The organism is Streptomyces solitudinis (genome assembly GCF_036323765.1).
Taxonomy (GTDB): Bacteria; Actinomycetota; Actinomycetes; order Streptomycetales; family Streptomycetaceae; genus Streptomyces.
Genome location: NZ_JAZDCW010000005.1, coordinates 357,216 through 379,797, shown reverse-complemented (window position 1 = coordinate 379,797; position 22,582 = coordinate 357,216). Strand labels below are relative to the sequence as shown.

Sequence of the window (22,582 nt, the reverse complement as noted above, 5' to 3'; positions counted from 1 at the left end):
GCTGCGCGGCTTTGACCATGCCTGTGCGAACGGGAACGGATTGTTCGCGCTGGCCGATCACTGCTGCGGGGTATCGGCCATCTGCCGTCCGCCCGGGACCGCACGGCTGCGCCCCAGGGCGGCGCGCACCCCGCGGGAGTTGGCCTGCTTGTGCTCATACGAAGGCGCCGACGCGGTTTCGGCTACTCGTCGGCGAGTTCGGCGACGCCGGTGACCCGGTGCAGGGGGAACGTGCGGACCTCGTCGGCCGTGTGGTCGTAGGCGGTGACGAAGCCGCCCTCCACCCGGACGGGAGCGATCACCCGCTGGCTCGCCGCGCCGTCGGCGTTGACGTAGCCGATCCACACGGCCGTCCCCGTCAGCACGGCCGACTGCATCGTGGCGAGGGTCTCGGCCGCCGCGGTGCGGGGCAGCCCGCCGCCCGCCGGCGCCGCGCCGCCCCGGTGCGGGCGGTGCGGGGCGGTCGCGGCCATGTCACCGGCGCGGATGGCCCGCACGGCGGCGGCCAGCAGCGTCCCGTCGGGCCGGGGCGGGCCGTCGGGCACGGGCTCGGGGGCGGCCCGGGGCGGGGTGCGGTGCGCGGCGGCGCGGGTGATCAGCACGTCCCCGTCCGCCGACTCGGCCGCCGGGGCGTACCCCATCTCGCGCAGCCGCTCCAGCAGCAGGCCCGGGTCGGCGGTGGCCGCGAGCACAGTGGGGGCCAGCAGGCGCAGGCCCAGTGGCGCCGAGCGCCGGTCGGCCATGACCTCGGCGAGCAGGGCGTCGTCGTCGCAGCGCACGTAGGCCGACGCGCCGCCCACCCGCAGGATTCCGTGCCGCCGGGCGACGTCGTCGATCAGGTACGTGAGCGGCTGCGGCACCGGCGTGCGCGCGTGGGCGGCGAGGAAGGCGTGCAGGTCGGCGGCGCTGCGCCCCGCGTCCAGCGCCCGGCGGACGGAGCCGGGCGTGAAGCGGTACACCGTCGCGGCGCCCTTGGACTCCACGTCGGCCAGCACCGCCAGCGCGTCGGCGAGGGGCTGGCGCAGCGGTCCCGGGGCGACGGCGGTGAGGTCGGCCTGGAGCAGGACGTGGTCCAGCGGTTCCGGCAGCAGCGGGGCCAGCCCTCCGGCGGCCGCCTCCACCGCCGCCGCCTCCGCGGCCCGCCCGCCTCCGGCCCGCCCGGCTCCGGCCGCCTCCTCCGCGCCCCCGCCGGCTCCGTCCCCGCCGGCTCCGCCCCCGCCGTCCGGTTCCGCGGCTGCCAGCGGGCGGGCGTACCCGGCGAGGGCGCCCCGTCCCGTGAGGCCGAGCAGTTCCGCCTCGGCCAGGGTCGCGGCGCACAGCCGGGCGCGCAGTTCCTCGGTTCCGCGCAGCGGCCGTTCCCAGCGCAGCCGCGCCAGCACGGCGGCCTCGTCCGGGACGGCGCCGGGCGGCAGCGCGGCGAGCAGCTCCAGCACGCGGCGGCGCAGGCCGGGCGCGCCGGTCCGGTCCAGGCCGGGACCCAGCACCGCCAGCGCCCGGCCCTTGGCGTCCCGGCCCCCGGCGAGTCCCGGCACCCGGGTCGCGGCGCGCCAGGCGGTGACGAGCGCGGCCCAGCGCTCCTGCGGCGGCGCGTCCCGCCAGGCGTCGGCGGCCGGTGTCGGCGCGTACCGTTCGTCGGGCTCGCCGTCGGAGGCCAGCAGCCCGGCGGTGTAGGCGAGTTCGACCCAGAACGCGGTCTGCGGCCCGGTGCGGTCCAGGGCGGCGGCGGTGCGCTTCAGCTCGCGCACCCCGAGTCCGCCCGCGCGCAGGACCGGCGGCGGCGCGGCCTCCCACGCGGTCAGCAGTTCCTCGACGGTGCCGAGGGCGGCGAACGCCTGGCCCGCGGCGGTGGCGTCCACCGTGGCGGGCGGGTGCGTCCGGTGCGGTTCCACCCGCGGCGCGCGGGGTTCCAGCTCGCGGTGGGCCCGCCCGCCCCGCAGGTGCAGGGCGGCCTCGCGGGGCAGGACGACGACGCGTCCCCCGGCGGGCATCAGCAGCCCCCGGTCCAGCAGCCAGCGCACCGGCGGGGAGGCGCCGCCGGACGCGTCGGAGCCCAGCGTCCCGTACGGCGGGCCCCACACGAGCCGGTCGAGCAGCGCGGCGGCGTCGGCGGGTGCCCGGGCGAGGAGCGCGGCCATGCGCGCGCGGTCGGTGAACAGCGCGGTGAGCGCGGCGGTGCCGCTGACCGCGTCGTGGGTGGCCGGGAGTCCGGCGGCCGCCAGCAGTTCCTGGACGCGGCCGGGGGACATCCCGGAGGCGGCCTCGGCCAGGGTGGGTCCGAGGCCGGTGGGCGAGGGGGTGGCGGCCGAGGGCGCGAGCAGTTCCCTGGCGGTGCGCACGAGGCGGAGCTGCGCGTCCGCGCCCCACACCAGGGCGCGGGCGCGCAGGGCGGCCAGCGCGCCGGGCAGCGCGTCCTCGCCGCCGGGCAGCAGGGCGGTCAGCGCGGGCAGCGGGCACGGGTCGGGGGCCACCGCGAGGGCCTGGGCCACTTGGAGGGTGAAGCGGTCCGTCCGTTCCAGCGCGCGCGTCACCGAGGCGCGGGTGGCGGCCCGGGTGGCGAGCTGGGTGAGGTCGCCGGGGACCGGTGAGAGGAGGTCGGGCCGGGCGTGCAGCAGGGCCGCGAGCGCGTCGTCAGGCCGCCCGCGCAACTCCTCGGCGAGGGTGCGCGGCGTACCGGTCTCACTGGTCATCCGTCCCACGGTACCGGCCCCGGCGCGGTACGGTCGGTGCGTGGGGATCGAGAGCGAGAAGCTGGTCTTCGACTACCTGAGCCGGGTCGGGGATCTGGCACACGGGACGACGATGACGGCCGCCGAACGAGCCCGGCTGGTGGGGGAGTTGCGCACCGGCATCGACCGGATGCGGTCGCCGGGCGGCACCGAGTCCGCCGCCGAGGTGCGGCGCATCCTGCGCAGCTTCGGCCGCCCGGAGGACGTGGTGGCCGCGGCGGACTCCACCGGGGCGCTGCCCGAGCCGCGGCCGCCCGGCCCGCTGGGCCGGCGCGGCGGGCCGGGGCGCCGGGGCCGGTGGCGCGGCCCGTCCCCCGGCGCATCCGCACAGGCGGTCCCGGCCCCGTCCCCGGCCACCGGCTCCGAGGTGCCGGACAGCGGTGCCTCGCCTCCGCACCTGGCCGGTCTGGACGAGCTGTCGGCGGCCGGGCAGGACCTGGAGTGGTGGCGCGACGGCCCGGTCACCGAGACCGGTGGCGGCGAGGTGCCGGGCTTCACCGGCGGCATCGAGGTCCCCGAGATGCTGCGGCCCCCCGGCAAGGACGGTGAGCCGCGACGGCTCCTGCCCCCGCAGTCCCCCGGTGCACAGTCCGCCGACGCGCGGTCCGCCCGCGAGCAGGACGCCGCGCCGCCCGCCGCCGTCGAGCAGGAGGCGCCGCGCGCGGACGCCGCGCCCCCCGCGCGGCGACGGCGGCTGCGGCGGCTGCGCCGGGCGGCCGGGAACGTGGAGGAGAAGGCCGCCAAGGTCCCCGGCATACCCCGGGCCGGCGGCCCCGTGGAACTGCTCGCCGCGCTCGCGCTCGTCGCGGGCACGGTGACCGGTTCGTTCATCGCGCTGGGCGCCGGCTGGCTGCTGGCCTGGTGGTCGCCCCGGCTCCAGCTCGCCGAGCGCAAGTGGGCGGTGCTGGGCATGCCGGGCACGGTGGCCGGCGCTGCGGTCGTGTGGCTGTGGGGCCGCGCGGGCGGACGCTGGGGCGAGCCCATCGCCGAGGGCGGCATGCGGGAGGTGCTCGACGAGACGTACCCGTGGCTGGTGCGCGCCGCCGCACTCGCCTCGGCGCTGTTCCTGCTGTGGCGCGCCCGCCGTCCCGCGGGCGGCTGACGGCGGCCCGCCCGCACCACCGGCCCGCGGCTCCCACCGGACGTCCGCCCCGCCCGGCGGCGTCCGGCCCGGCGCGCCCTGGGACCATGGGGCCATGTCCGCGTACCCCGAGGCCGTCGGCTTCGACCTCGACATGACCCTGATCGACTCCCGGCCCGGCATCAGGGCCACCTACGACGCCCTCTCCGCCGAGACGGGCACGTACATCGACAGCGCGCTGGCCGTCAGCCGTCTCGGGCCGCCGCTGGAGACGGAGCTGGCGCACTGGTTCCCGGCCGCCGACATCCCCGCCGTCGCCGACCGCTACCGGCGGCTCTACGTCGTCCACGCCATCGGCCCCACGACGGCGATGCCCGGCGCGCGCGAGGCGCTGGCAGCCGTGCGGGCGCACGGCGGGCTCTCGGTCGTCGTCACCGCCAAGCACGAGCCGAACGCGAAGCTGCACCTGGACCACCTGCGGCTCGCGGCCGACGCCGTCGCCGGGTCCCGCTGGGCCGAGGCCAAGGCGGAGGCGCTGCGCGCGCACGGCGCGGCCGTCTACGTCGGCGACCACACCGGGGACGTGCGCGGCGCCCGCGCGGCCGGCGCCCTGTCCGTCGCCGTCGTCACCGGGCCGTGCCCGGCGGCGGAGCTGCGCGCGGCGGGCGCCGACGTCGTGCTGCCCGACCTCACCGCGTTCCCCGCCTGGCTGGAGCGCTACGCGTCCGCCGCCTGACGGCGCACCTCCCGGCGCTGGGCGGCCAGCGAGCGCAGGAAGCCCGCACCGGCCAGCGCGAAACCGGCGCCCATCAGCATCGACAGGAAGTACGCGGGCGGCGGGAACGGCTCGGTGCCCAGGAAGAGCGGCACGAAGGTGATGAGGGTCGCCACGGCGCCGAGCGCGAAGACGCCGCCGCCGAAGCGGACCAGCAGGTCACCGGCGCGGCGCGGGTCGCCGCCGGGCTCGGCGGGGTGGCGGGGGCCGGGGGAGGGCGGGGCTGGTGTAGTGCTCACCCGTCCAGGGTAAGCCGGTGGCGGGCACGCCCGGCAGCCCGGACGGCGGCGCGGTGCTGACGTTCCGACACCGTCTTGTCACCGGGCGCAGGGACATTAATCTTGGGTACGGCGGGTCAGGGGGTGACCCGCCGAGTGCTATGCGAGAGCCGGTCCCTGCCATCCAGCCGGCTGCCACACGAGTGCGAGGACGAGGACAGACGTGCCTACCGGCAAGGTCAAGTGGTTCAACAGCGAGAAGGGCTTCGGCTTCCTCGCCCGCGACGACGGCGGCGACGTCTTCGTCCACTCCTCCGTGCTGCCGAGCGGCGTCACCGCGCTCAAACCGGGCCAGCGGGTGGAGTTCGGAGTCGTCGCCGGGCAGCGGGGCGACCAGGCGCTCTCCCTGACACTGCTCGACCCGGCCCCGTCCGTGGCCGCCGCCCAGCGCCGCAAGCCCGACGAGCTGGCCTCCATCGTGCAGGACCTCACCACGCTGCTCGACGGCGTCTCGCAGCAGCTCGAACGCGGCCGGTACCCGGACCGGCAGCACGGGCACAAGATCGCGGGCATGCTGCGGGCCGTGGCCGACCAGCTCGACGTGTGACGGCGGCCCGGACGGCCGGTGCGTCCCCGGCCGTCCGGGGCTGCGGGCCGTCCGGCCGTCCGGGGCCGCCGGGGCGCCGGGATCAGCCCTCCAGGGCGTGCCCGCACCGGTCGCAGTAGCGGGCCGACGCGTTGCCGGACAGCCGTCCGCATCCGGGGCAGACGCGGTGGAGCAGGCACGCCTCCTCGCCGCCTTCCCCGTCCTCGGCGCGCTCCGGGACGCCGGGCGCGGCCCGCGTGATCGTCAGGCCGGGACGGCGGGTGTGGACGGTCAGGCAGAGCAGCCCGTCCGCGCCCGCGCGCAGGGAGCGCCGCGCCCCGCGCGGCAGCCACGCCACCGTGTGGGCGGACAACGCGAGGCGCCCGCCGCCGCCGGTGAGGTGGCCGTCGCCGGACAGGACGAGCAGCAGGACGTCCACGGTGTTCTCGACGTGCTCCGCGACCTCGGCGCCCGGGGCCAGACGGACGCAGTTCGCGTCCAGGCCGCGTTCCGGTTCGGCCAGCCGCCACAACGCTCCCCGGCCCCGCTCGGCGGCTCCGTCGAGGAAGCCGCGGAGGTCGGCGACCACGCGGGCGGTCGGGGGAGCGGAGCTGTCGGGCACGGGCACACCTGATCCGTCGCGGGCTGGTTTCCCACCATTGTGCGCGTCCCGCCGCCGCCGTCACACGGCGCGCGGGGGCGCACCGGCGGCGGCGGGACGCACCGCCGTCCGGCGGACACGAGTGGCACCGGCGGCGACGCCGGGCACACTCGGTCCCATGCGCTCTTCCGACCCCGCCGCCACCGAGGACGGAATTCACCCGGACGTGCCGCTGCCCCTGCTGACGTTCGGGCACGGCACGGCGCCGCGCGCCGCGCTGACGGCCCTCCTGCGGGATGCGGACGTGGCGGCCGTGGTCGACGTGCGGACGGCGCCGGGCAGCCGTCGCAACCCGGACGCCGGACGTGCGGCGCTGCGGCAGTGGATGCCGGAGGCAGGCCTCGCCTACCGGTGGGAGGAGCGGCTGGGCGGCTTCCGGAAGGCGGCGCCCGGTTCACCCGACGTCTTCTGGGAGAACGCCTCGTTCCGCGGCTACGCCGGGTACACCCGGGACCCCGCCTTCGTCGCGGCGGCGGACGAGCTGCTGCGGCAGGCGGCGGAGCGGCGGACGGCCGTCATGTGCGCGGAGTCGGTGTGGTGGCGCTGCCACCGGCGGATCATCGCCGACTTCGCCGTCCTGGCCCGCGCCACGCCCGTCCGGCACCTCATGCACGACGGCCGGCTGACCGGCCACCGCCCGACCCCGGGGGCCCGCCTCCGCGCCGACGGCCTCCTCGTCTACGACCGGACGTGACGCCCCGGCCCCGGCCGCCCCCGGCCCGGCGCCCCTGACCGCCCGGCGCCCGGCACCGGCTCAGGGCAGGCGCAGGGCGTCCGGCCGGACCGGGGGCACCAGGGACTCGGCCGCGGCCCGGGTGAGCAGCGCCCGGACGGCGCCGTGGCCGTCCTCCCCGAGGTCCGCGGTGAACTCGTTGACGTACAGGCCGATGTGCTGCCCGGCCACCGCCTCGTCCATCTCCTGCGCGTGCTCCCGGACGTACTCGCGGGACGCGTCCGGGTCGTCCCACGCCCGGCGCACCGAGGCGCGCACGGCGTCGGTGCACGCCGCCAGCGTGGCCGGGCCCAGCGAGCGCCGGGCGACGATCGCGCCCAGCGGGATGGGAAGGCCCGTCGTGCGCTCCCAGTGCTCGCCCATGTCGGCGAGCCGGTGCAGCCCGAAGTGGTGGTAGGTGAAGCGCGCCTCGTGGATGACGAGCCCGGCGTCCACCGCGCCGTCCCGGACGGCGGGCATGATCTCGTGGAACGGCAGCACCACGATCTCCCCGACGCCGCCGGGCACTTCGGCCGCCGCCCACAGCCGGAACAGCAGGTACGCGGTGGAGCGCTCACTGGGCACGGCGACACGGCGCCCGGTCAGCGCGACGCCCGGCTCCCGGGTGAGCACCAGCGGACCGCAGCCCCGGCCCAGCGCGCCGCCGGCCGGCAGCAGCGCGAAGTCGTCCGCTACGTACGGGAGCTGCGCGTAGGAGATCTTCAGGACGTCGAAGGGGCAGTCGGCGCCCCGCTCGGCGAGCCCGTTGGTGACGTCGATGTCCGCGAAGGTCACGTCCAGCGCGGGCGCGCCGGGCACCAGCCCGTGCGCCCAGGCGTGGAAGACGAACGTGTCGTTGGGGCACGGCGAGTAGGCGATGCGCAGCCTCGCGGGCGGCGGCCCGTCAGACGGCGTCCCGCCAGGCCGCGATCCGTCAGGCCGCGATCCTGCGTGGCCGTCGGCCGTGTGCGGTTCAGTCATCGGTCAGCCAGCCCTCCAGCACGGGCGCGGTCGCCCGGAACGTTCCGGTCAGCGCGGCCAGCGCCTCGGGGATGCGCCAGGCCGCCCGGTCGCGCGGCCCCACCGCGTTCGAGACCGTGCGCACCTCCAGCACCGGCACGCCGTGCGCGGCGGCGGCCTCCGCCACCCCGAAGCCCTCCATCGCCTCCGCCACCGCGCCGGGATGCCGCCGGACCAGCTCGGCGGCGTCCGCCGCGGTGCCGGTGACGGTGGAGACGGTCAGGACGGGCCCGAGCACGCCGCCGGCGGCCTCCGCCACGGCGCGGGCCAGCGCGGCGGGCGGGTGGTGCGCGCCGGTGCCGAAGCCCAGCTCCGTCACCGGCAGGAAGCCCTCGGGCGTCCGCGCGCCCAGGTCGGCGGCGACGACGGCCGAGGCCACCGCGGTACCGCCGGGCGCGACCGCGCCGGGGAAGCCGCCGCCGATCCCGGCGGAGACCACCAGCGCGTAGGGCCGTCCCGCCAGGGCGGCGGCGGTCAGCGCCGTCGCGGCGCCGGACGCGGCGGCGGCCGGTCCGACCCCGGCGGCCAGCACGTCCCAGAGCGTGCCCGGCGCGCCGTGCGGGCGGAGGCGGTGCAGCTCCCGGCCGAGGACGTCCGTCCGCCGCACGTCCCCGTGCGGCCCGCCGTCCCGGCCCGGCCCGCCGTCCCCCTGCCCGGGGGCCGCGCCGGGGCCGCCGGACGCGGCACGCGCCACCGCGTCCCGCTCGGCGGGCACGGCGGTGACGACGAGGACGCGCGCGGTCAAGGAACCGTCAGCCGGTCTTCAGCTCGAAGCGCCAGACGCCGTAGTAGCCCGGCTGCTCGTCGGCGGTGCCCTGCGTGGCCTCGACGATGGCGACGTCCAGCGTCTCGGGCACCTCGCCGGTCTGCGAGGTCTGCTGGGCGTAGCGGAGCAGCTCGTCACCCGGGAGCGACTGGAACGTCGTCTCCTCGTAGGCCGTCAGCGGACGGCCGCCGAGCCACACCTGCCAGCCGCGCTCGGCGATGTCCGGCTCGACGCCGAAGCTGATGTCACGGCCGCGGGGGACGTCGATCGTCGTGACGTCGTCGCCCTCCTCCAGGCACTTGTTCAGCTCCTCCTGACCGAGCTTCTTGCCCTCGTTGTAGCAGGCGGCCTCGGTGTGGACGCTGTCGGAGCCGACGGTGATCGTCGAAACCGGCGTCGGCTTCTCGCAGGCGGACAGCGCGACGAGCGCGAAACAGGCGGCGCCGGCGGCCGCGGCGGTCCGGACTCGGCGGCCCCGGGCCCCAGGGAGCATGCTGGTCATGGTGGGCAGGCTATCGCCCCCGCTCCCTCACGCGACGCGGGGGTGCGGCGTGCCGCGGCGCGCGGCGGCCAGCAGACCCCGCACGGTGGCGACGGCCCCGGCCGCGACCAGGCACGCTCCCACGGACATGCCCAGCGTCCCGTTGAGCGGCAGCAGGATGCCCACCGCCCCTCCGGCCACCCACGACATCTGCACCAGCGTCTCGGAGCGGGCGAACGCCGACGTGCGCACCTGTTCGGGTACGTCCCGCTGGATCAGCGCGTCGAGGGACAGCTTGGCCAGCGCCTGGCACGATCCGGCGCACGCCGCCACGGCGGCCACCGTGACCAGCCCGAACCGCACGGCCGCCGCGACCGTCGCCACCAGCGCCAGCACGAGCACGATGGCGATGATCACCTCGGGTGCCCGGGCCCGCAGCCAGGCGCCCACGGAGGTGCCCAGCGCGTTGCCGGCGCCGGCCGCGGCCACCGCCACCGCCAGGGAGAAGGCCGCGCTGCGCCCGTCCAGGGGATGCTCGCGCAGCAGGAAGGCCAGGAAGAAGGTGAGGAAACCGGACAGCGCCCGCACCGACGAGTTGGCCACCAGCCCGTTCAGCACGGAGGCCCCGACCGTCCGCAGCCCCGGGCGGCGCGCGGCGCGGCGGTCGTGCCCCGGGCTGTGCCGGGCCATCCACGGCTCGTCCTCACCGGCGGCCGCGGCGAGCCGCGCCTTGTGCTCACCCTTGGCCGAGTCCACGTGGTGCGGCAGCGTGAAGGCGAGGAACAGGCCGACGACGAAGACGGCGAACGCCCCGTACAGAGGCCACTGCGGCCCGATCTGGTGCAGCCCGGCGCCGACGGGCGCCGCGGCCCCGGTGGCCAGCAGTCCTGCCAGCGTCACCCGCGAGTTCGCCTTCACCAGGGCGACCCTGGGCGGCAGCAGCCGGGGCACCACGGCGGACCGCACGATGTTGTACGCCTTGGACCCGACGAGCACGCCCAGCGCCGCCGGGTACAGCGCGAGGCCGCCGTCCGCCACCACGCCGGTCAGCAGGAGCGCGAGGAGCGCCCGGCCCAGCATCGTCGCCGCCATCGCCGCCCTGCGGCCGTGCGGGACGCGGTCCAGGAGCGGGCCGATCACAGGCGCCAGCAGCACGAACGGCGCCAGGGTGACCGCCAGGTAGAGCGCCACCCGGCCGCGCGCCTCACCCGTCGGCACGGCGAAGAAGACGGTGGACGCCAGCGCCATGGTGATCAGCATGTCGCCGGCGGAGTTGATCATGTGCAGCTCGGTGAGCTTGCCGAGCCCCGACTCGCCCGCGCCCTGCGCGTGCGTGGCACGGCGGATGCCCCGGCCCAGCGCGGCCGGCGGCCGGTGCACGGCGCGTCCCAGGCCGCGCACGGAGCGGCGGACGCGGCCCTGCGGCCCGCCGCGTGCCTCCGTGCCCGATCCGCCGCCCGGCCCTGCACCCGGCCCCTCCGGCCGCTCGCGACGGCCGGGCCGCTCCGACACCCTCGCGCCGCCCACGTCGTCAGTCACCCCGTCAGTGTGCCCCAGTGGCCGCCGGTTGAACGGGAGCTGCACCGCAGCGGGCCAAGGGCGCCACCGGGCAGCTGTGGGGTAGCGTGGGAGCACAGCGCGCCCCGCATGGCATTCCCCGGTGTCCCACCCCGCGCGGAGACGTCGCAGCGGCCCACCGGTCCGCTCCGTCCCCCCTCGCGGTGAACGTCCGGTCCCGCCGTGCGCGCAGGCGCGACATGGCGTAGGAAGAGACGATTCTTGTGAGTGCTGCGATGCGAAGCCGTACCCCCGACCGGCTGTGCGCCGAGGCAGTCGAGCTCGCCCGGGAGGCGGCCGTGGAGGCCGCCGGTCCCGGCGCGGTCGGCGACTACCTCGGTGCCGTCGCCGACGGCGACCGGGTCGTCACCCACCTCTTCGAGTGCCAGGAGTTCGGCTACCGGGGATGGCGCTGGGCCGTCACCGTCGCCCGCGCCTCCCGCGCCCGCCTCGTCACGCTGGACGAGACGGTGCTCCTGCCGGGGCCGGACGCCGTGCTCGCACCCGCATGGGTGCCCTGGAGCGAACGGCTGCGCCCCGGGGACCTGGGCACCGGCGACCTGCTGCCCACCGAGTCCGACGACCTGCGCCTGGAACCGGGCTTCACCGGCGAGGACGCACCGCCGCCGGACTCCGTCGTCGCGTAGGAGGAACCGGCCACTCCGCAGCGGGCCGACATCGGGGGGTTCGCCGAGGAACTGGGCATGGGCCGCGCCCGCGTCCTGTCCCGGCTGGGGCTGCACCTGGCGGCCGAACGCTGGGAGGACGGCTTCGGCCCGCGCACGCCGATGGCCCAGGCCGCCCCCGCGTCCTGCCAGACGTGCGGCTTCCTCGTGCCGCTCTCCGGCTCCCTGCGCCAGGCGTTCGGGGTGTGCGCGAACGAGTACGCCCCGGCGGACGGACGCGTGGTGTCCTTCGGCTACGGCTGCGGCGGGCACTCGGAGGCCGCCGTCATGCCCAAGCCGCCGCGGCCCGCGCCGCCGGTCATCGACGAGACCCGCGTCGACGCGCTCCCGCTGCACGCCACGCCCGCGGACCCGGCCACCGGCACCGAGCACGGCGAAACCGGCGACTGACCGCGCCCGGGCCCCAGGCGGGCGGCCTGCGCCCCGGGGCGGGCGGCGTGCGGCGGCGGGCCGCGCGGGCGGTACCGTCAGCCGCATGGACGGTGATGTGTTCCGCACGGCGGAACTGCGACGGCGTGTGCTGGACGCGTGGGCGGCGGCGCCCGCGCGGTTCCGCGAGGACGCCAACGCCGAGGAGGAGCTGGCGCTCGGCGGCTACCGCGACCGCCTCGTCGTGGAGCTGGCCCAGAACGCGGCGGACGCCGCGGCCCGCGCCGGGGTGCCCGGCAGACTCCGGCTGACCCTGAAGGGCGACACCCTCGTCGCCGCCAACACCGGCGCCCACCTCGACGCGGCGGGCGCCGAGTCGCTGTCCACCCTGCGGGCCTCCGCCAAACGGGACGACGCGGCAGGCGTCGGCCGGTTCGGCGTCGGCTTCGCCGCCGTACTGACCGTCAGCGACGAACCGGCCGTCGTCAGCCACGGCGGCGGCGTGCGCTGGTCGCTGGCCGAGGCGCGGGAGCTGGCCGCCGCCGTGCCCGGCCTCGACGACGAACTGCGGCGCCGCGACGGCCACCTGCCGGTGCTGCGGCTGCCGTTCCCGGCCGGGGGCAGCGCCCCTGAGGGGTACGACACCGCCGTCGTGCTGCCGCTGCGCGACCCCGCCGCCCGGGAGCTGGCCGAGCGGCTGCTCGCCGCCGTGGACGACGCGCTGCTGCTGGCCCTGCCCGGGCTCGCCGAGGTCGTCGTGGAGACGGCCGCGGGCGAGCGGACGCTGACCCGCCGCCAGGACGGCCCGTACACCGTCGTCGGCGGACGGCGCTGGCGCGTCGCCAGCGCGCACGGCACCGCCCCGCCGGAGCTGCTGGCCGACCGTCCGGTCGAGGAGCGGCGGCGCCCCGGCTGGACGGTGACGTGGGCGGTGCCCGTGGACGACGCGGGCGCTCCCGTCCGCCCGGCCACCGCGCCCGTCGTGCACGCCCCGACCCCCACGGACGAGCCGCTCGGCCTGCCCGCCCTGCTCCTCGCGTCGTTCCCGCTGGAATCCACCCGGCGGCACACCGCGCCCGGCCCGCTGACCGACTTCCTGCTGGAACGGGCCGCCGACACCTACGCGGACCTGCTGCGCCACTGGCGCCCGGCCGGGCCCGGCGTCATCGACCTCGTCCCGGAGCCGATCGGCCGCGGCGAGCTGGACGGCGCCCTGCGCGCCCTGCTGCTGGAACGCCTGCCGGACGTCCCGTTCCTGCCCTCCGCCGCCCCGGCGCGGCCCGCGCCGGACGACGGCACCGCGCCGGATGACGCGGGCGCCTGGGACGCCACCGCGCCGGACGCCACCGCCGACGCGGACGCCGCAGCCGACGCCGCCCCGGCCGACGGCGGCGAGCCGCACGTCCTGCGCCCGCGCGACGCGGAGCTGGCCGAGGGCGCGGGCGCCGGAACCGTCGCCGTCCTGGCGGAGCTGTTCCCGAGCCTGCTGCCGGCCGGGCTGGAACGCCGCGCCGGGCTGCGCACCCTCGGCGTCCCGCGCATCCCGCTGGGCGAGGTCATCGACCGGCTGGCCGGCACCGAGCGCGACCCGGCGTGGTGGCGGCGGCTGTACGACTCGCTGGCCGGAGTGGACGCCGACCGGCTCACCGGCCTGCCCGTCCCGCTCGCCGACGGACGCACCACCATCGGCCCCCGGCACGTCCTGCTGCCGCTGCCCGACCAGGCGGGCGGAGCCGGACGGCTGGCCCGGCTCGGCCTGAAGGTCGCGCACGCCGAGGCCGCGCACCCGCTGCTGGAGCGGCTCGGCGCCGTCCCCGCCACCCCGCGCGCCGTGCTCGCGACGCCGCAGGTCCGGGCCGCCGTCGCCGCGTCCCTGGACGCGGGCGAGATCTGGGACGAGGACGACGGCGCCCTCGACGCCGAGGAGCTGGCCGACACCGTCCTCGGGCTCGTCCGCGACGCCGCCCTCGCGCCCGGCGACGAACCGTGGCTGGCCGCGCTCGCCCTGCCGGACGAGGACGGCGAACTCACCCCGGCGGGCGAACTCGTCCTGCCCGGCAGCCCCTTCGCCCGCGTGCTGCGCGAGGGCGAGGTGCCCGGGTGCGACGCCGCACTGGCCGCACGCTGGGGCGGGCAGACGCTCACGGCCGTCGGCGTCCTGGCCGATTTCCCGCTCGTGCGCGCCGAGGACGTCCCCCTCGACCCGGACGAGCTGGAGCCGCGCGAGGGCCCCTACGCCGAACCCGACGACGCCGGGCTGCTGGACGCCGTGGACGTGTGGTGCGAGGACGTGCTCGACCAGCTCCCCGAGACGCCCGTGCCGCCCGTCGCCACCGAACTCCTCGCCGTCCGCGACCTGGACCTCGTCGACGACGACCAGTGGCCCGCCGCCCTCGCGCTGCTCGCCCGGCCCCCGCTGCGGGACGCGCTCACCACCCCCGTGCGGGTGCTGCTGCCCGACGGCACCGCCGAGAACGTGCGCCCCTACACCGCCTGGTGGCTGCGCGGCCACCCCGTTCTGGACGGCCGCCGCCCCGCCGGGCTGCGCGCGGCCGGAGGCGACCCGCTGCTGGCCGGCCTCTACCAGGAGGCCGACGCCTCCGGCTTCGACGACCCGGCGCTGCTGCACGCCCTGGGCGTGCGCACCTCGGCCGCAGCCCTGCTGGACGAGCCGGGCGGCGCCGCCGAACTGCTGGCCCGCCTCGCCGACCCGGAACTGCCCGTCCACGCCGCCCAGCTGCACGGCCTGTACACGCTGCTGGCCGGGCTGGACCCGGACGAGGTCACCCTGCCCGAGGACGTCCGCGCGGTGGTGGACGGCCGGGTCCGGGTCGTGGACGCCGCCGACGCCCTCGTCGCCGACGCCCCGGACCTGTTGCCGCTCGCCACCGGCCGCCCGCTGCTGCCGGTCCGCCCCGGGCTGGCCGGACGCCTCGCCGCCGTGCTCGACGTGGAACTGCTCAGCGACGCCGTGCCCGCCCCCGCCCCGGAGGGCGGCGCCGTGCGGGCGGTGCCGGACGCCGTGCGGGAACTGCTCGGCGCCAGAACCCCCGCCACGTACACCGAGCACGACGAGCTGGTCGTGGCCGGTGCGGAACTGGACTGGCGGCTGACGCCGGACGGGGTGCTGCACGCCGCCACGCTGGAGGGCGTCGCCGCGGGGCTGGCCTGGGCGGCGGGCGCCTGGCCGCGCCGCTTCGAAACCGCCGCGCTGCTGGAGGACGCCGCGCGCGGGCCGGAACTGGCCGTGGCCCGCTGGTTCGACTGACCCGGGCGGCCCGGCGCGTCCGGGGGCGGCGTCCGTCCCCGGACGCGTCTCCTGTCCCCGGGCGCGCCGGCATCCGGCCGGGCGTCTCAGCGGGCGGACGGCGCGCCCGGCCGTATGCGCACCGGTTAGGCTCGGCCACGTGGCTGAGATCCGGATTCCCGCTGACATCAAGCCCGCCGACGGACGCTTCGGTTCGGGCCCCTCCAAGGTGCGGACGGAGGCGCTCAGCGCCCTGGCCGCCACCGGCACCTCCCTGCTGGGCACCTCCCACCGCCAGGCCCCGGTGAAGGACCTGGTCGGCCGGGTCCGCGAGGGCGTGCGCGCGCTGTTCTCCCTGCCCGAGGGCTACGAGGTGGTCCTCGGCAACGGCGGTTCCACCGCGTTCTGGGACGTCGCGACGCACGGGCTCATCGAGACGAAGTCGCAGCACCTGTCCTTCGGCGAGTTCTCCTCCAAGTTCGCCAAGGCCGCGCAGCAGGCGCCCTGGCTGGCGGAGCCCAGCGTCATCACCTCCCCGCCCGGCACACACCCGGAGCCGGCGGCCGAGGCGGGCGCCGACGTCTACGCCCTCACCCACAACGAGACCTCCACCGGCGTCGCGGCCCCCCTCAAGCGCGTCCCCGGCGCCGACGAGGGCGCGCTCGTCCTGGTGGACGCCACCTCCGGCGCGGGCGGCCTGCCCGTGGACATCGCCGAGACGGACGTCTACTACTTCGCCCCGCAGAAGTCCTTCGCCGCCGACGGCGGGCTGTGGCTGGGCGTGTTCTCCCCGGCCGCGCTGGAGCGCGCCGAGCGGATCGCCGCGAGCGAGCGGCACGTCCCGGCGTTCTTCGACCTGCCGACGGCGATCGACAACTCCCGCAAGAACCAGACGTACAACACCCCGGCGCTCGCCACCCTGTTCCTGCTGGCCGACCAGCTCGACTGGATCAACGGGCAGGGCGGCCTGGACTGGGCCGTGCGCCGCACCGCCACCTCCGCCCGCGCCCTGTACGGCTGGGCCGAGGACGTGAAGTACGCCTCGCCGTTCGTCACCGACCCGGCGCAGCGTTCGCAGGTCGTCGGCACGATCGACTTCGCCGACGAGGTGGACGCCTCCGCCGTGGCCAAGGTGCTGCGCGCGAACGGCATCGTGGACACCGACCCGTACCGCAAGCTGGGCCGCAACCAGCTCCGCGTGGCGATGTTCCCGGCCGTGGACCCGGCCGACGTCGAGGCCCTGACGGCCTGCGTGGACCACGTCATCGAGCGTCTCTGACCCCTGTCCGGCCCTCCGGGGGCGGGCCCGGCCACGCGGCGGGCCCGCCCCCGGAGGCTGTGGCGGGGCGGCTGTGTGGGAGCGCGCCGCGTTTGGGGAGGCGCCGATCGGGTAACCGGCGCCGCATGACGACTCCGACGACCGGCCTCGCCCACTTCGCCGAGGAGCGCCACATCCGGCTGACCACCTACGCCCGTGACGGCGCTCCCGTCGGCGGGGCCACGCGGATCGCGGTGGACGGTGACCGCGCCTACGTCCGCACCTGCGCCCGCGCGCAGGAGAACGACCGGCTGCGACGCTACCCGGAGGTGGAGATCGCCCCGGCGACGGCGGGCGGCACACCGACCGGGGCGCCCCTGAAGGCGCGGGCGCGACGGCTCTCCGGAGACGAGGCCCGGCACGCCGCCCGCCGCCTGGCCCGCAAGCACCCGCTGGCCCAGGGCGTCGCCGTCCCCCTCGGCTACGCCCTCAAGCTCGACCGCCCGGTCCTCTACGAGATCTGGCTCCCGGGCGACTGACCCGCCGCCGCCCGGCAGCTCAGCCGGTCAGCGTCAGCGGGAGAGGCGCTGGAAGCGGCGGACGGCCAGCGGGAGGAACGCGGCGGCGATGGCCAGCGGCCACACCACCGCCATCAGCAGCGCGTGGCTCTCCACCCAGCTCCCGCCGGAGGCGGCCATGGGCTGGCCGAACAGGTCGCGCACGGCGCCCGCCGTGGAGGAGACGGGGTTCCACATGGCGATGGCGCCCAGCCAGTCCGGCATCAGGGACGGCGGCGTGAAGACGCTGGAGACCATGCCGAACGGGAAGGCGACCGCGAACAGGTTCCCCGCGGCCTCCTGGTTCTTGACCTTCAGCCCGAGCCAGACGCCGACCCAGATCAGCGCGAAGCGCAGGAGCAGCAGCAGGGAGAAGGCGGCCAGCGCGCCCGGGAGCCCGCCGGCGGGGCGCCAGCCGATGACGAGGGCGATACCGGCGAGCACGGCCAGGTCGAGCGCCGCGTGCAGCACGTCGGACACGCCGCGCCCGGTGACGACGGCCGAGGGCGCCATGGGCATGGACCGGAACCGGTCGATGACGCCCCGGTCCTTGTCGATGGCGACGGACATCGCCGTGTTCATGAAGCCGAAGGCCATGGTCATGGCGAACATGCCCGGCATGGCGAAGTCCTTGTAGTCCGTGCCGCCGCCGACCTCCATGGCGCTGCCGAACACGTAGACGAACAGCAGCACCGAGACGATGGGGAAGCCGAGCTGCCAGGCGATGAGGGACGGCTGCCGCACCAGGTGCGTCAGCTCCCGGCGGACGATGGTCCAGCAGTCGGTCACCGCCCAGCGCCAGCGCCGCTCGGGGCCGTCGTCGGCGGTGCGGAGTGCGGGGGTGGCGGCGCTCATGCGGAGGCTCCCTCGGTGGCGGCGGGCCGGGCGGCGGCGGACCGGGTGGCGGGGGTGGTTTCGTCGGTGGTCCCGGTGGCGGCGGTGCCGGTCAGCCGGAGGAAGACGTCGTCCAGGGTCGGGCGGCGCACGCCGAGGTCCACGACGTCCACGGCCTCGTCCCGCAGGGTGCGGGCGACCTCGGTGAGGGCGTGCACCCGGTCGGTGACCGGTGCGCTGACCCGCAGCGCCTCCGCGTTGCTCTCCGGCGTGACGCCGCTGACCCGCGCGACGACCCGCTCGGCCGCCGCCAGGTGCTCGGTGCCGCCGACGACGACCTCGACGCGGTCGCCGCCGACGAGGTTCTTCAGCCCCTCGGGGGTGTCGTCGGCGATGGTGCGGCCGCCCTCGCCGGGCGGGGCGGAGATGACCGCGATCCGGTCGGCGAGCTGGTCGGCCTCGTCCAGGTACTGGGTGGTCAGGAGCACCGTGGTGCCGGAGGCGGCGAGCTGGCGGACGGCGTCCCACACCTCGTTGCGGGCGCGGGGGTCCAGGCCGGTCGTCGGCTCGTCCAGGAACAGCACGCGCGGCGCCAGGATCAGTGAGGACGCGAGGTCCAGCCGGCGCCGCATGCCGCCGCTGTACCCGGAGACGGGCCGTTCGGCGGCCTCGGTGAGCCGGAACTGCTCCAGCAGTTCGGCGGCGCGCCGCCGGGCGCGGGCCGCGCTGAGGTGGAAGAGGCGGCCGAACATCTCCAGGTTCTGCCGCCCGGACAGGATCTCGTCGACCGCCGCGTACTGCCCGGTGAAGCCGATCTGGCGGCGTACCTGCCGGGGCTGCCGGGTGACGTCGAAGCCGCCGACCCGGGCACGGCCGCCGTCGGCCCGCAGCAGCGTGGCGAGGATGCGGACGGCGGTGGTCTTGCCCGCCCCGTTCGGGCCGAGCAGCCCGTGGACGGTGCCGGCCGGAACGGCGAGGTCGAAGCCGCTCAGTGCGGGTTTCCCGGCCTTGGGGCCGTAGCGCTTGTGCAGTCCTTCGGCGAGGACCGCGTAACGGGTGGAGTCGGACGGGTGCACTGGTGTCCCCCTTGGACCGCGACGAACTGGGTACACTGTACCCAGTGGGAAAAGCGTACAGCATACGCAGAGCCGTGCGCAGGGGATTACGATGGTGGGCACGATGGCGACGACGGAACACACCGGAAGCGGCGACCTCAGCCGCAGCATGGCCCTGCTGTGGGGGACGGGCGAGCGGTCACAACGCGGCCCCAAACCCGGGCTCAGCGTTACAGCCGTCGTGCAGGCCGCCGTCGAACTGGCCGACGAGGAGGGGCTCGCCGCGCTCTCCATGCGCAAGGTCGCCGCCCGCCTCGGCGTCGGCACCATGTCCCTGTACCGGTACGTGCCCGGCAAGGGCGAACTGCTCGACCTCATGCTCGACCACGTGCAGGGCCCGCTCGACCACGTGCCCGAGGGGTTCGGCACGGACTGGCGCATCACCCTGGAGGCCGTCGCCCGGGGAAGCTGGCACCTCTACACCACCCACCCCTGGCTGCTCCAGATCAACCAGACCCGGCCGGTGCTCGGGCCGAACTCGATGGCGAGCTTCGACATGGCCCTCGCCGGACTCGACGGCATCGGGCTGAGCGGCAAGGAGAAGGCGACCGTGCTCGTCGCCGTCGACAACTACGTGACCGGCACCGCCCGCATGGCCGTCCTCGCGCAGCAGTCGGCCGCCGAGACGGGGGTGAGCGACGAGGACTTCTGGGCCGCGCAGTACCCCTACATCGAGAAGGCCATGAACCGCGGCGACTACCCGCAGATCGCCGCGCTGCCCGCCGACACCTTCACCTCGGAGGGCCCCGACATCCTGGAGTTCGGCCTCAAACCCCTCCTGGACGGCCTCGAACTCATGATCAACGCCCGCCGCCCACCCGGGGACTGACGCACGCGGCTTCCAGGGGCTCCAGGCGTGGCGCCCCGGCTGACGCCTGCCGGCAACGGCGTGCCCGGACGCTGCCGTCAGTCCTTGCGGCGTCCGCCGCGCAGGGCGGCCCAGAGGGCGACGGCGATCGCCACGGCCGCGCCGCCCAGCAGCGGGCCGCCCCCCGACTCGTCGTCACCGCCCCCGTCCGCTCCGGCCTCCGCGTCCGGCGAGGACGGCCCGTCCGGAGAACCGGGCTCCTCCCGCGCGTCCAGCGGGAGCAGATCGCCGCTCAGCTCCTCCACGCGGACCTCGCTGCCCGCGCCCTCGGAGCCGAACAGCAGCGTCCGCCCGCCGGGACCGAACGCCACCCCCTCGCCCTGCTGCTGGATCGGCACCCGCAACCGGCTCAGACGCTGCGGAGCGCCGTCCTCCCAGGCGTACATGATGCCGCCGAAGTAACTGCGCACCGCCAGCCGCGTCCCGTCCGGCGAGAAGGCCGCGTCCGTGGCCCACAGGTCGATCTCCGCGACCCGTTCGAAGGTGTTCACCCCCGACGCCGACAGCTCCGTGGGCCCGGCGTACAGCCCGTCGCCGTCCTCGTTCTTCCCGACGATGTACACCCGCCCGGTCACCGGGTGCACGGCCAGCGACTCGGCGTCGCGCGCCCCGTCCGCGTACCGCACGGTGAAGCGCTCCGGCTCGACCGTCGTGTCCGCCAGCCGCGCGGGCTCGGGGAAGCGGTAGATCCACACCTCCGGCCACGTCCCGCCGAGGTTGTCCCCGATGTCGCCCACGTAGACGGCGCCGTCCGGACCGACGGAGACGGCCTCCAGGTCCCGGCCCTCCACCCCGGCGAGCGTCACCGTGGCCACCGTCCGCCCGGTCCTGCCGTCCACCGCGTACAGCAGCGTCGGGTCGTAGCCGCTGTCGTTGTGCGTCCAGTACACGCCCTCGTGCGCCCGGCTGGGCGCCAGCCCGCTGGACTCGGTTATCCGCTCGTCGGCGAACGCGAACCCCTCCGCGTCCTCCGCGACGGCCGCCCCGCCCGTCCCCGCCGCCAGCACCAGCCCGGCCCCGACCCCTGCCACCCACGTCCGCATCCCCCCAGCCTCCCACCCCGCCCCCACGCCCGGAACCGGCCCCCGGCGCCGGGCGGAGCACGCCCGGGGCCTCAGCCCTGCCTCTCCGGCCGCGGCTCCCCGGTGAGGCGGGTCCAGCCCGCCGGCGGTGCCAGGAGGGTGCGGGCGTGGGGCTTGCGTCCACAGAGCCGCACCTCGCCCCGGTAGCCGCGCAGGATGAGGGAGCCGAGGTGCTCCAGCGCCCTGACCGCGAACCCGTTCGCCGGGCACATCCCCTTCCCCTTCCCGAAGGGCAGGTAGGACCGCCTCTGCTCGTCGGTGGGGTTCTCCCAGCGCGCGGGACGGAAGCGCAGCGGCTCGTCCCACACGGCCGCCGACCGGTGGAGCGCGTGGGTGCCGATCAGGACGTGCTCGCCCTCGCGCACCGGGACTCCGGCGATCTCGTGGTCGGCGGCGGCCACCCTGAGCAGGCGCCACGCCGTCGGATAGAGGCGCAGCGCCTCCTTGACCAGGGAACGGACCTGTTCCGGTCGTACGGCCGGATCGTCGTACCCGTGCCGGACGCCGAGCAGCACCACCCATTCGAGGGCCACGCCGGTGAAGCCGACGGTGGAGAGGACGAGCCGTTGCAGGAGCTGCGCGCGATCCGCCGGGGACAGCTCGCCGGGCAGGCGCAGCACCACGTCAACGAGGTCCCGCGGGCCGTCGTCCGGTGGCGGCAGCCGTCCCAGCTGATCGGCGAACCCGGCCCGGATGCGGGGGACCGAACGGTGGGAGCGCCGCACCACGTGACCGACGATGTCGTCGGCGACGACGCTCGACGTCACGTAGGCGTCGACGAGAGCGTTGATCTCACGGTGGCGCGGGTGCGCGATCACCGGTGCGAAGTACCGGCGGACCACCTGGACGCCCCAGCGCTGGTGCCGCAGGCGGCCCCGGCTGTCACCCGCCTCGCGGAGTGCGGAGCCGACGTCGAACGACGCGCGGGGGCCGTGACGGGCCAACACCTTCAGCAGTTCGTGTGACGCCTCGGCCCGCAAGCCCTGGGGGAGGGGCACCAGCCCGAGGCGGTAGAACCCGGACTGCGACAGGTACCGGTCCGCCGAGTCCACCAGGACGTCCCGGGCCGCGTCCGCGTCGGCGACGAAGAGGGTCCCGAAGCGGAGCCTGAACGGGCCGTCGGCATCCGCCGCCAGCCCCTCCCAGCGCCGGAGGTGGTGCCACAGGCTCTGCCGGTCCAGGAACACGAGGCCGCCGCCCCTCTCTGACGGGGGAGGGGGCGCGCGGTCCCGCCTGCGCACCCCCTCCCGTACTCGTACGGGGAGCCTGGTCAGGCTTCGCGTCCGTACCTGTCGCCGTACGAGTTGCGGCGGGCGCGCATCTCACCGCTGAGCACCCGCAAGCTCCTGCTGACCCACGACATGGCCGTCCTCCTGTCGTACGACTGTATGACGCTCTCCTGTGGTGCGGTGCCTTCCGCGCGGCGGCGCTCTCCGGCTGCCGCGCGGTGCTCCGCGCTGTCCGGCCCGGCCCCGGGTCAGTCCTCCTTGCCGTAGCCGACGAAGTAGCCGTGCCAGCGTGCGCGCATCTCGCCGCTGAGCGCCCGCAGGCCGTTGGTGATCCTGGTCATGGTGTCCTCCTCCTGGTCGCTGACCACCGCTGCCGGCCCGGCGTACGCCGCTCGGCACACCACCGCACGTCTCAGCGCGTGATCAGCCCACTGGTGCGAGCCCCGCGGGCCGTGGGCCCGCCGCTCGCTCGCCTCCCGACGCTACACACGCGGCAGACCGGACGGACCGGTGAAACCGGCCAGATGCGGCCCGGCCCCGGCTGCCCCGGCCCCGGGGCAGCCGGGGCCGGAGGAGGTCAGGGCTCGGCGAGCCGGACGCTGCCGCTCAGGGCCGCCGCGTAGGCGACCCACGTCAGGCAGGGCACGAGGAGCAGCCCCGCCGTCCGCCGCACCCGCCAGAAGAACACCAGACGTCGCCCGCGTGCGCGGACGCCCTGCGCAGGGCGTCCGCGCACGCGGGCGGTACCGCGCCC

The 22,582-nt window shown here is 76.9% G+C and carries 20 protein-coding genes and 1 pseudogene; 9 read left to right on the top strand and 12 right to left on the bottom strand.

What is annotated here, in order from left to right:
* Positions 1-182 precede the first annotated feature (182 nt).
* Positions 183-2,687, bottom strand: a complete 2,505-nt coding sequence (locus V1J52_RS15795; protein WP_330140432.1) for a helicase-associated domain-containing protein — start codon at positions 2,685-2,687, stop codon at positions 183-185.
* 40 nt (positions 2,688-2,727) lie between these two features.
* Between V1J52_RS15795 and V1J52_RS15790 the strand changes: the two genes are divergently transcribed.
* A complete protein-coding gene (locus tag V1J52_RS15790; RefSeq protein WP_330140431.1) occupies positions 2,728-3,828 on the top strand; it encodes a hypothetical protein in 1,101 nt (366 codons plus the stop codon).
* Between the two features lie 94 nt (positions 3,829-3,922).
* A complete protein-coding gene (locus tag V1J52_RS15785; RefSeq protein ID WP_330140430.1) occupies positions 3,923-4,543 on the top strand; it encodes an HAD family hydrolase in 621 nt (206 codons plus the stop codon).
* Here the strand turns inward: V1J52_RS15785 and V1J52_RS15780 are convergent.
* Positions 4,525-4,821, bottom strand: coding sequence for a hypothetical protein (locus V1J52_RS15780; protein WP_443075833.1), 297 nt, complete (start codon positions 4,819-4,821; stop codon positions 4,525-4,527). The genes V1J52_RS15785 and V1J52_RS15780 overlap by 19 nt on opposite strands.
* Positions 4,822-5,023: 202 nt before the next feature.
* Here V1J52_RS15780 and V1J52_RS15775 point away from each other — a divergent pair, with 202 nt between their 5' ends.
* Positions 5,024-5,407: a cold-shock protein gene (locus V1J52_RS15775; protein ID WP_330140429.1), complete on the top strand. Its 384-nt coding sequence runs from the start codon at positions 5,024-5,026 to the stop codon at positions 5,405-5,407.
* Positions 5,408-5,489: 82 nt separating this feature from the next.
* Here the strand turns inward: V1J52_RS15775 and V1J52_RS15770 are convergent, their stop codons facing one another.
* On the bottom strand, positions 5,490-6,008 hold the full coding sequence (locus V1J52_RS15770) for a hypothetical protein (RefSeq protein ID WP_330140428.1): 519 nt from the start codon (positions 6,006-6,008) through the stop codon (positions 5,490-5,492).
* Between the two features lie 157 nt (positions 6,009-6,165).
* Between V1J52_RS15770 and V1J52_RS15765 the strand changes: the two genes are divergently transcribed.
* Positions 6,166-6,741, top strand: a complete 576-nt coding sequence (locus tag V1J52_RS15765; protein ID WP_330140427.1) for a DUF488 domain-containing protein — start codon at positions 6,166-6,168, stop codon at positions 6,739-6,741.
* Between the two features lie 60 nt (positions 6,742-6,801).
* On the opposite strand, the gene V1J52_RS15760 is transcribed toward V1J52_RS15765, so the two are convergent.
* The 4 genes from V1J52_RS15760 to V1J52_RS15745 all read right to left on the bottom strand — a co-directional run bounded on the left by V1J52_RS15760 (position 6,802) and on the right by V1J52_RS15745 (position 10,427).
* Positions 6,802-7,638: a 1,4-dihydroxy-6-naphtoate synthase gene (locus V1J52_RS15760; RefSeq protein WP_443075843.1), complete on the bottom strand. Its 837-nt coding sequence runs from the start codon at positions 7,636-7,638 to the stop codon at positions 6,802-6,804.
* Between the two features lie 94 nt (positions 7,639-7,732).
* A complete protein-coding gene (locus V1J52_RS15755; protein ID WP_330140425.1) occupies positions 7,733-8,524 on the bottom strand; it encodes a futalosine hydrolase in 792 nt (263 codons plus the stop codon).
* A 7-nt stretch (positions 8,525-8,531) separates the two neighbouring features.
* Positions 8,532-9,047, bottom strand: coding sequence for a DUF2771 domain-containing protein (locus V1J52_RS15750; protein ID WP_330140424.1), 516 nt, complete (start codon positions 9,045-9,047; stop codon positions 8,532-8,534).
* Positions 9,048-9,074: 27 nt separating this feature from the next.
* Positions 9,075-10,427, bottom strand: coding sequence for an MFS transporter (locus tag V1J52_RS15745; protein WP_330140588.1), 1,353 nt, complete (start codon positions 10,425-10,427; stop codon positions 9,075-9,077).
* Positions 10,428-10,819: 392 nt separating this feature from the next.
* Here V1J52_RS15745 and V1J52_RS15740 point away from each other — a divergent pair.
* The 4 genes and pseudogenes from V1J52_RS15740 to V1J52_RS15725 all read left to right on the top strand — a co-directional run bounded on the left by V1J52_RS15740 (position 10,820) and on the right by V1J52_RS15725 (position 16,682).
* Positions 10,820-11,659 (top strand): annotated as a pseudogene (locus V1J52_RS15740) (DUF3027 domain-containing protein).
* A gap of 85 nt (positions 11,660-11,744) precedes the next feature.
* Positions 11,745-14,906, top strand: coding sequence for a sacsin N-terminal ATP-binding-like domain-containing protein (locus V1J52_RS15735; RefSeq protein WP_330140423.1), 3,162 nt, complete (start codon positions 11,745-11,747; stop codon positions 14,904-14,906).
* A 139-nt stretch (positions 14,907-15,045) separates the two neighbouring features.
* The gene (serC, locus tag V1J52_RS15730; RefSeq protein ID WP_330140422.1) at positions 15,046-16,164 is read left to right on the top strand and encodes a phosphoserine transaminase; all 1,119 of its coding nucleotides are present in this window, start codon (positions 15,046-15,048) and stop codon (positions 16,162-16,164) included.
* 125 nt (positions 16,165-16,289) lie between these two features.
* Positions 16,290-16,682: a PPOX class F420-dependent oxidoreductase gene (locus V1J52_RS15725; RefSeq protein ID WP_330140421.1), complete on the top strand. Its 393-nt coding sequence runs from the start codon at positions 16,290-16,292 to the stop codon at positions 16,680-16,682.
* 33 nt (positions 16,683-16,715) lie between these two features.
* Here the strand turns inward: V1J52_RS15725 and V1J52_RS15720 are convergent, their stop codons facing one another.
* On the bottom strand, positions 16,716-17,555 hold the full coding sequence (locus V1J52_RS15720) for an ABC transporter permease (RefSeq protein WP_330140420.1): 840 nt from the start codon (positions 17,553-17,555) through the stop codon (positions 16,716-16,718).
* On the bottom strand, positions 17,552-18,610 hold the full coding sequence (locus V1J52_RS15715) for an ATP-binding cassette domain-containing protein (RefSeq protein WP_330140419.1): 1,059 nt from the start codon (positions 18,608-18,610) through the stop codon (positions 17,552-17,554). The genes V1J52_RS15720 and V1J52_RS15715 overlap by 4 nt, the downstream gene beginning before the upstream one ends.
* Positions 18,611-18,713: 103 nt before the next feature.
* Here V1J52_RS15715 and V1J52_RS15710 point away from each other — a divergent pair, with 103 nt between their 5' ends.
* A complete protein-coding gene (locus V1J52_RS15710; protein ID WP_330140418.1) occupies positions 18,714-19,478 on the top strand; it encodes a TetR/AcrR family transcriptional regulator in 765 nt (254 codons plus the stop codon).
* A gap of 77 nt (positions 19,479-19,555) precedes the next feature.
* Here the strand turns inward: V1J52_RS15710 and V1J52_RS15705 are convergent, their stop codons facing one another.
* The 3 genes from V1J52_RS15705 to V1J52_RS15695 form a co-directional block, all read right to left on the bottom strand.
* Entirely contained in the window at positions 19,556-20,560 is a 1,005-nt protein-coding gene (locus V1J52_RS15705; protein ID WP_443075832.1) for a hypothetical protein, read from the bottom strand.
* Positions 20,561-20,631: 71 nt separating this feature from the next.
* Complete coding sequence (locus tag V1J52_RS15700; RefSeq protein ID WP_330140416.1) at positions 20,632-21,786, bottom strand: cytochrome P450; 1,155 nt, start codon at positions 21,784-21,786, stop codon at positions 20,632-20,634.
* A gap of 619 nt (positions 21,787-22,405) precedes the next feature.
* Entirely contained in the window at positions 22,406-22,564 is a 159-nt protein-coding gene (locus tag V1J52_RS15695; protein ID WP_330140415.1) for a tryptophan-rich sensory protein, read from the bottom strand.
* Positions 22,565-22,582 lie beyond the last annotated feature (18 nt).

Bases quoted from the DNA above. Each gene is read 5' to 3' on its own strand.
- V1J52_RS15720 (WP_330140420.1), bottom strand. From the start codon at position 17,555: ATGAGCGCCGCCACCCCCGCACTCCGCACCGCCGACGACGGCCCCGAG.
- V1J52_RS15735 (WP_330140423.1), top strand. From the start codon at position 11,745: ATGGACGGTGATGTGTTCCGCACGGCGGAACTGCGACGGCGTGTGCTG.
- V1J52_RS15725 (WP_330140421.1), top strand. From the start codon at position 16,290: ATGACGACTCCGACGACCGGCCTCGCCCACTTCGCCGAGGAGCGCCAC.
- V1J52_RS15795 (WP_330140432.1), bottom strand. From the start codon at position 2,687: ATGACCAGTGAGACCGGTACGCCGCGCACCCTCGCCGAGGAGTTGCGC.
- V1J52_RS15765 (WP_330140427.1), top strand. From the start codon at position 6,166: ATGCGCTCTTCCGACCCCGCCGCCACCGAGGACGGAATTCACCCGGAC.
- V1J52_RS15710 (WP_330140418.1), top strand. From the start codon at position 18,714: ATGGCGACGACGGAACACACCGGAAGCGGCGACCTCAGCCGCAGCATG.
- V1J52_RS15785 (WP_330140430.1), top strand. From the start codon at position 3,923: ATGTCCGCGTACCCCGAGGCCGTCGGCTTCGACCTCGACATGACCCTG.
- V1J52_RS15750 (WP_330140424.1), bottom strand. From the start codon at position 9,047: ATGACCAGCATGCTCCCTGGGGCCCGGGGCCGCCGAGTCCGGACCGCC.
- V1J52_RS15705 (WP_443075832.1), bottom strand. From the start codon at position 20,560: ATGCGGACGTGGGTGGCAGGGGTCGGGGCCGGGCTGGTGCTGGCGGCG.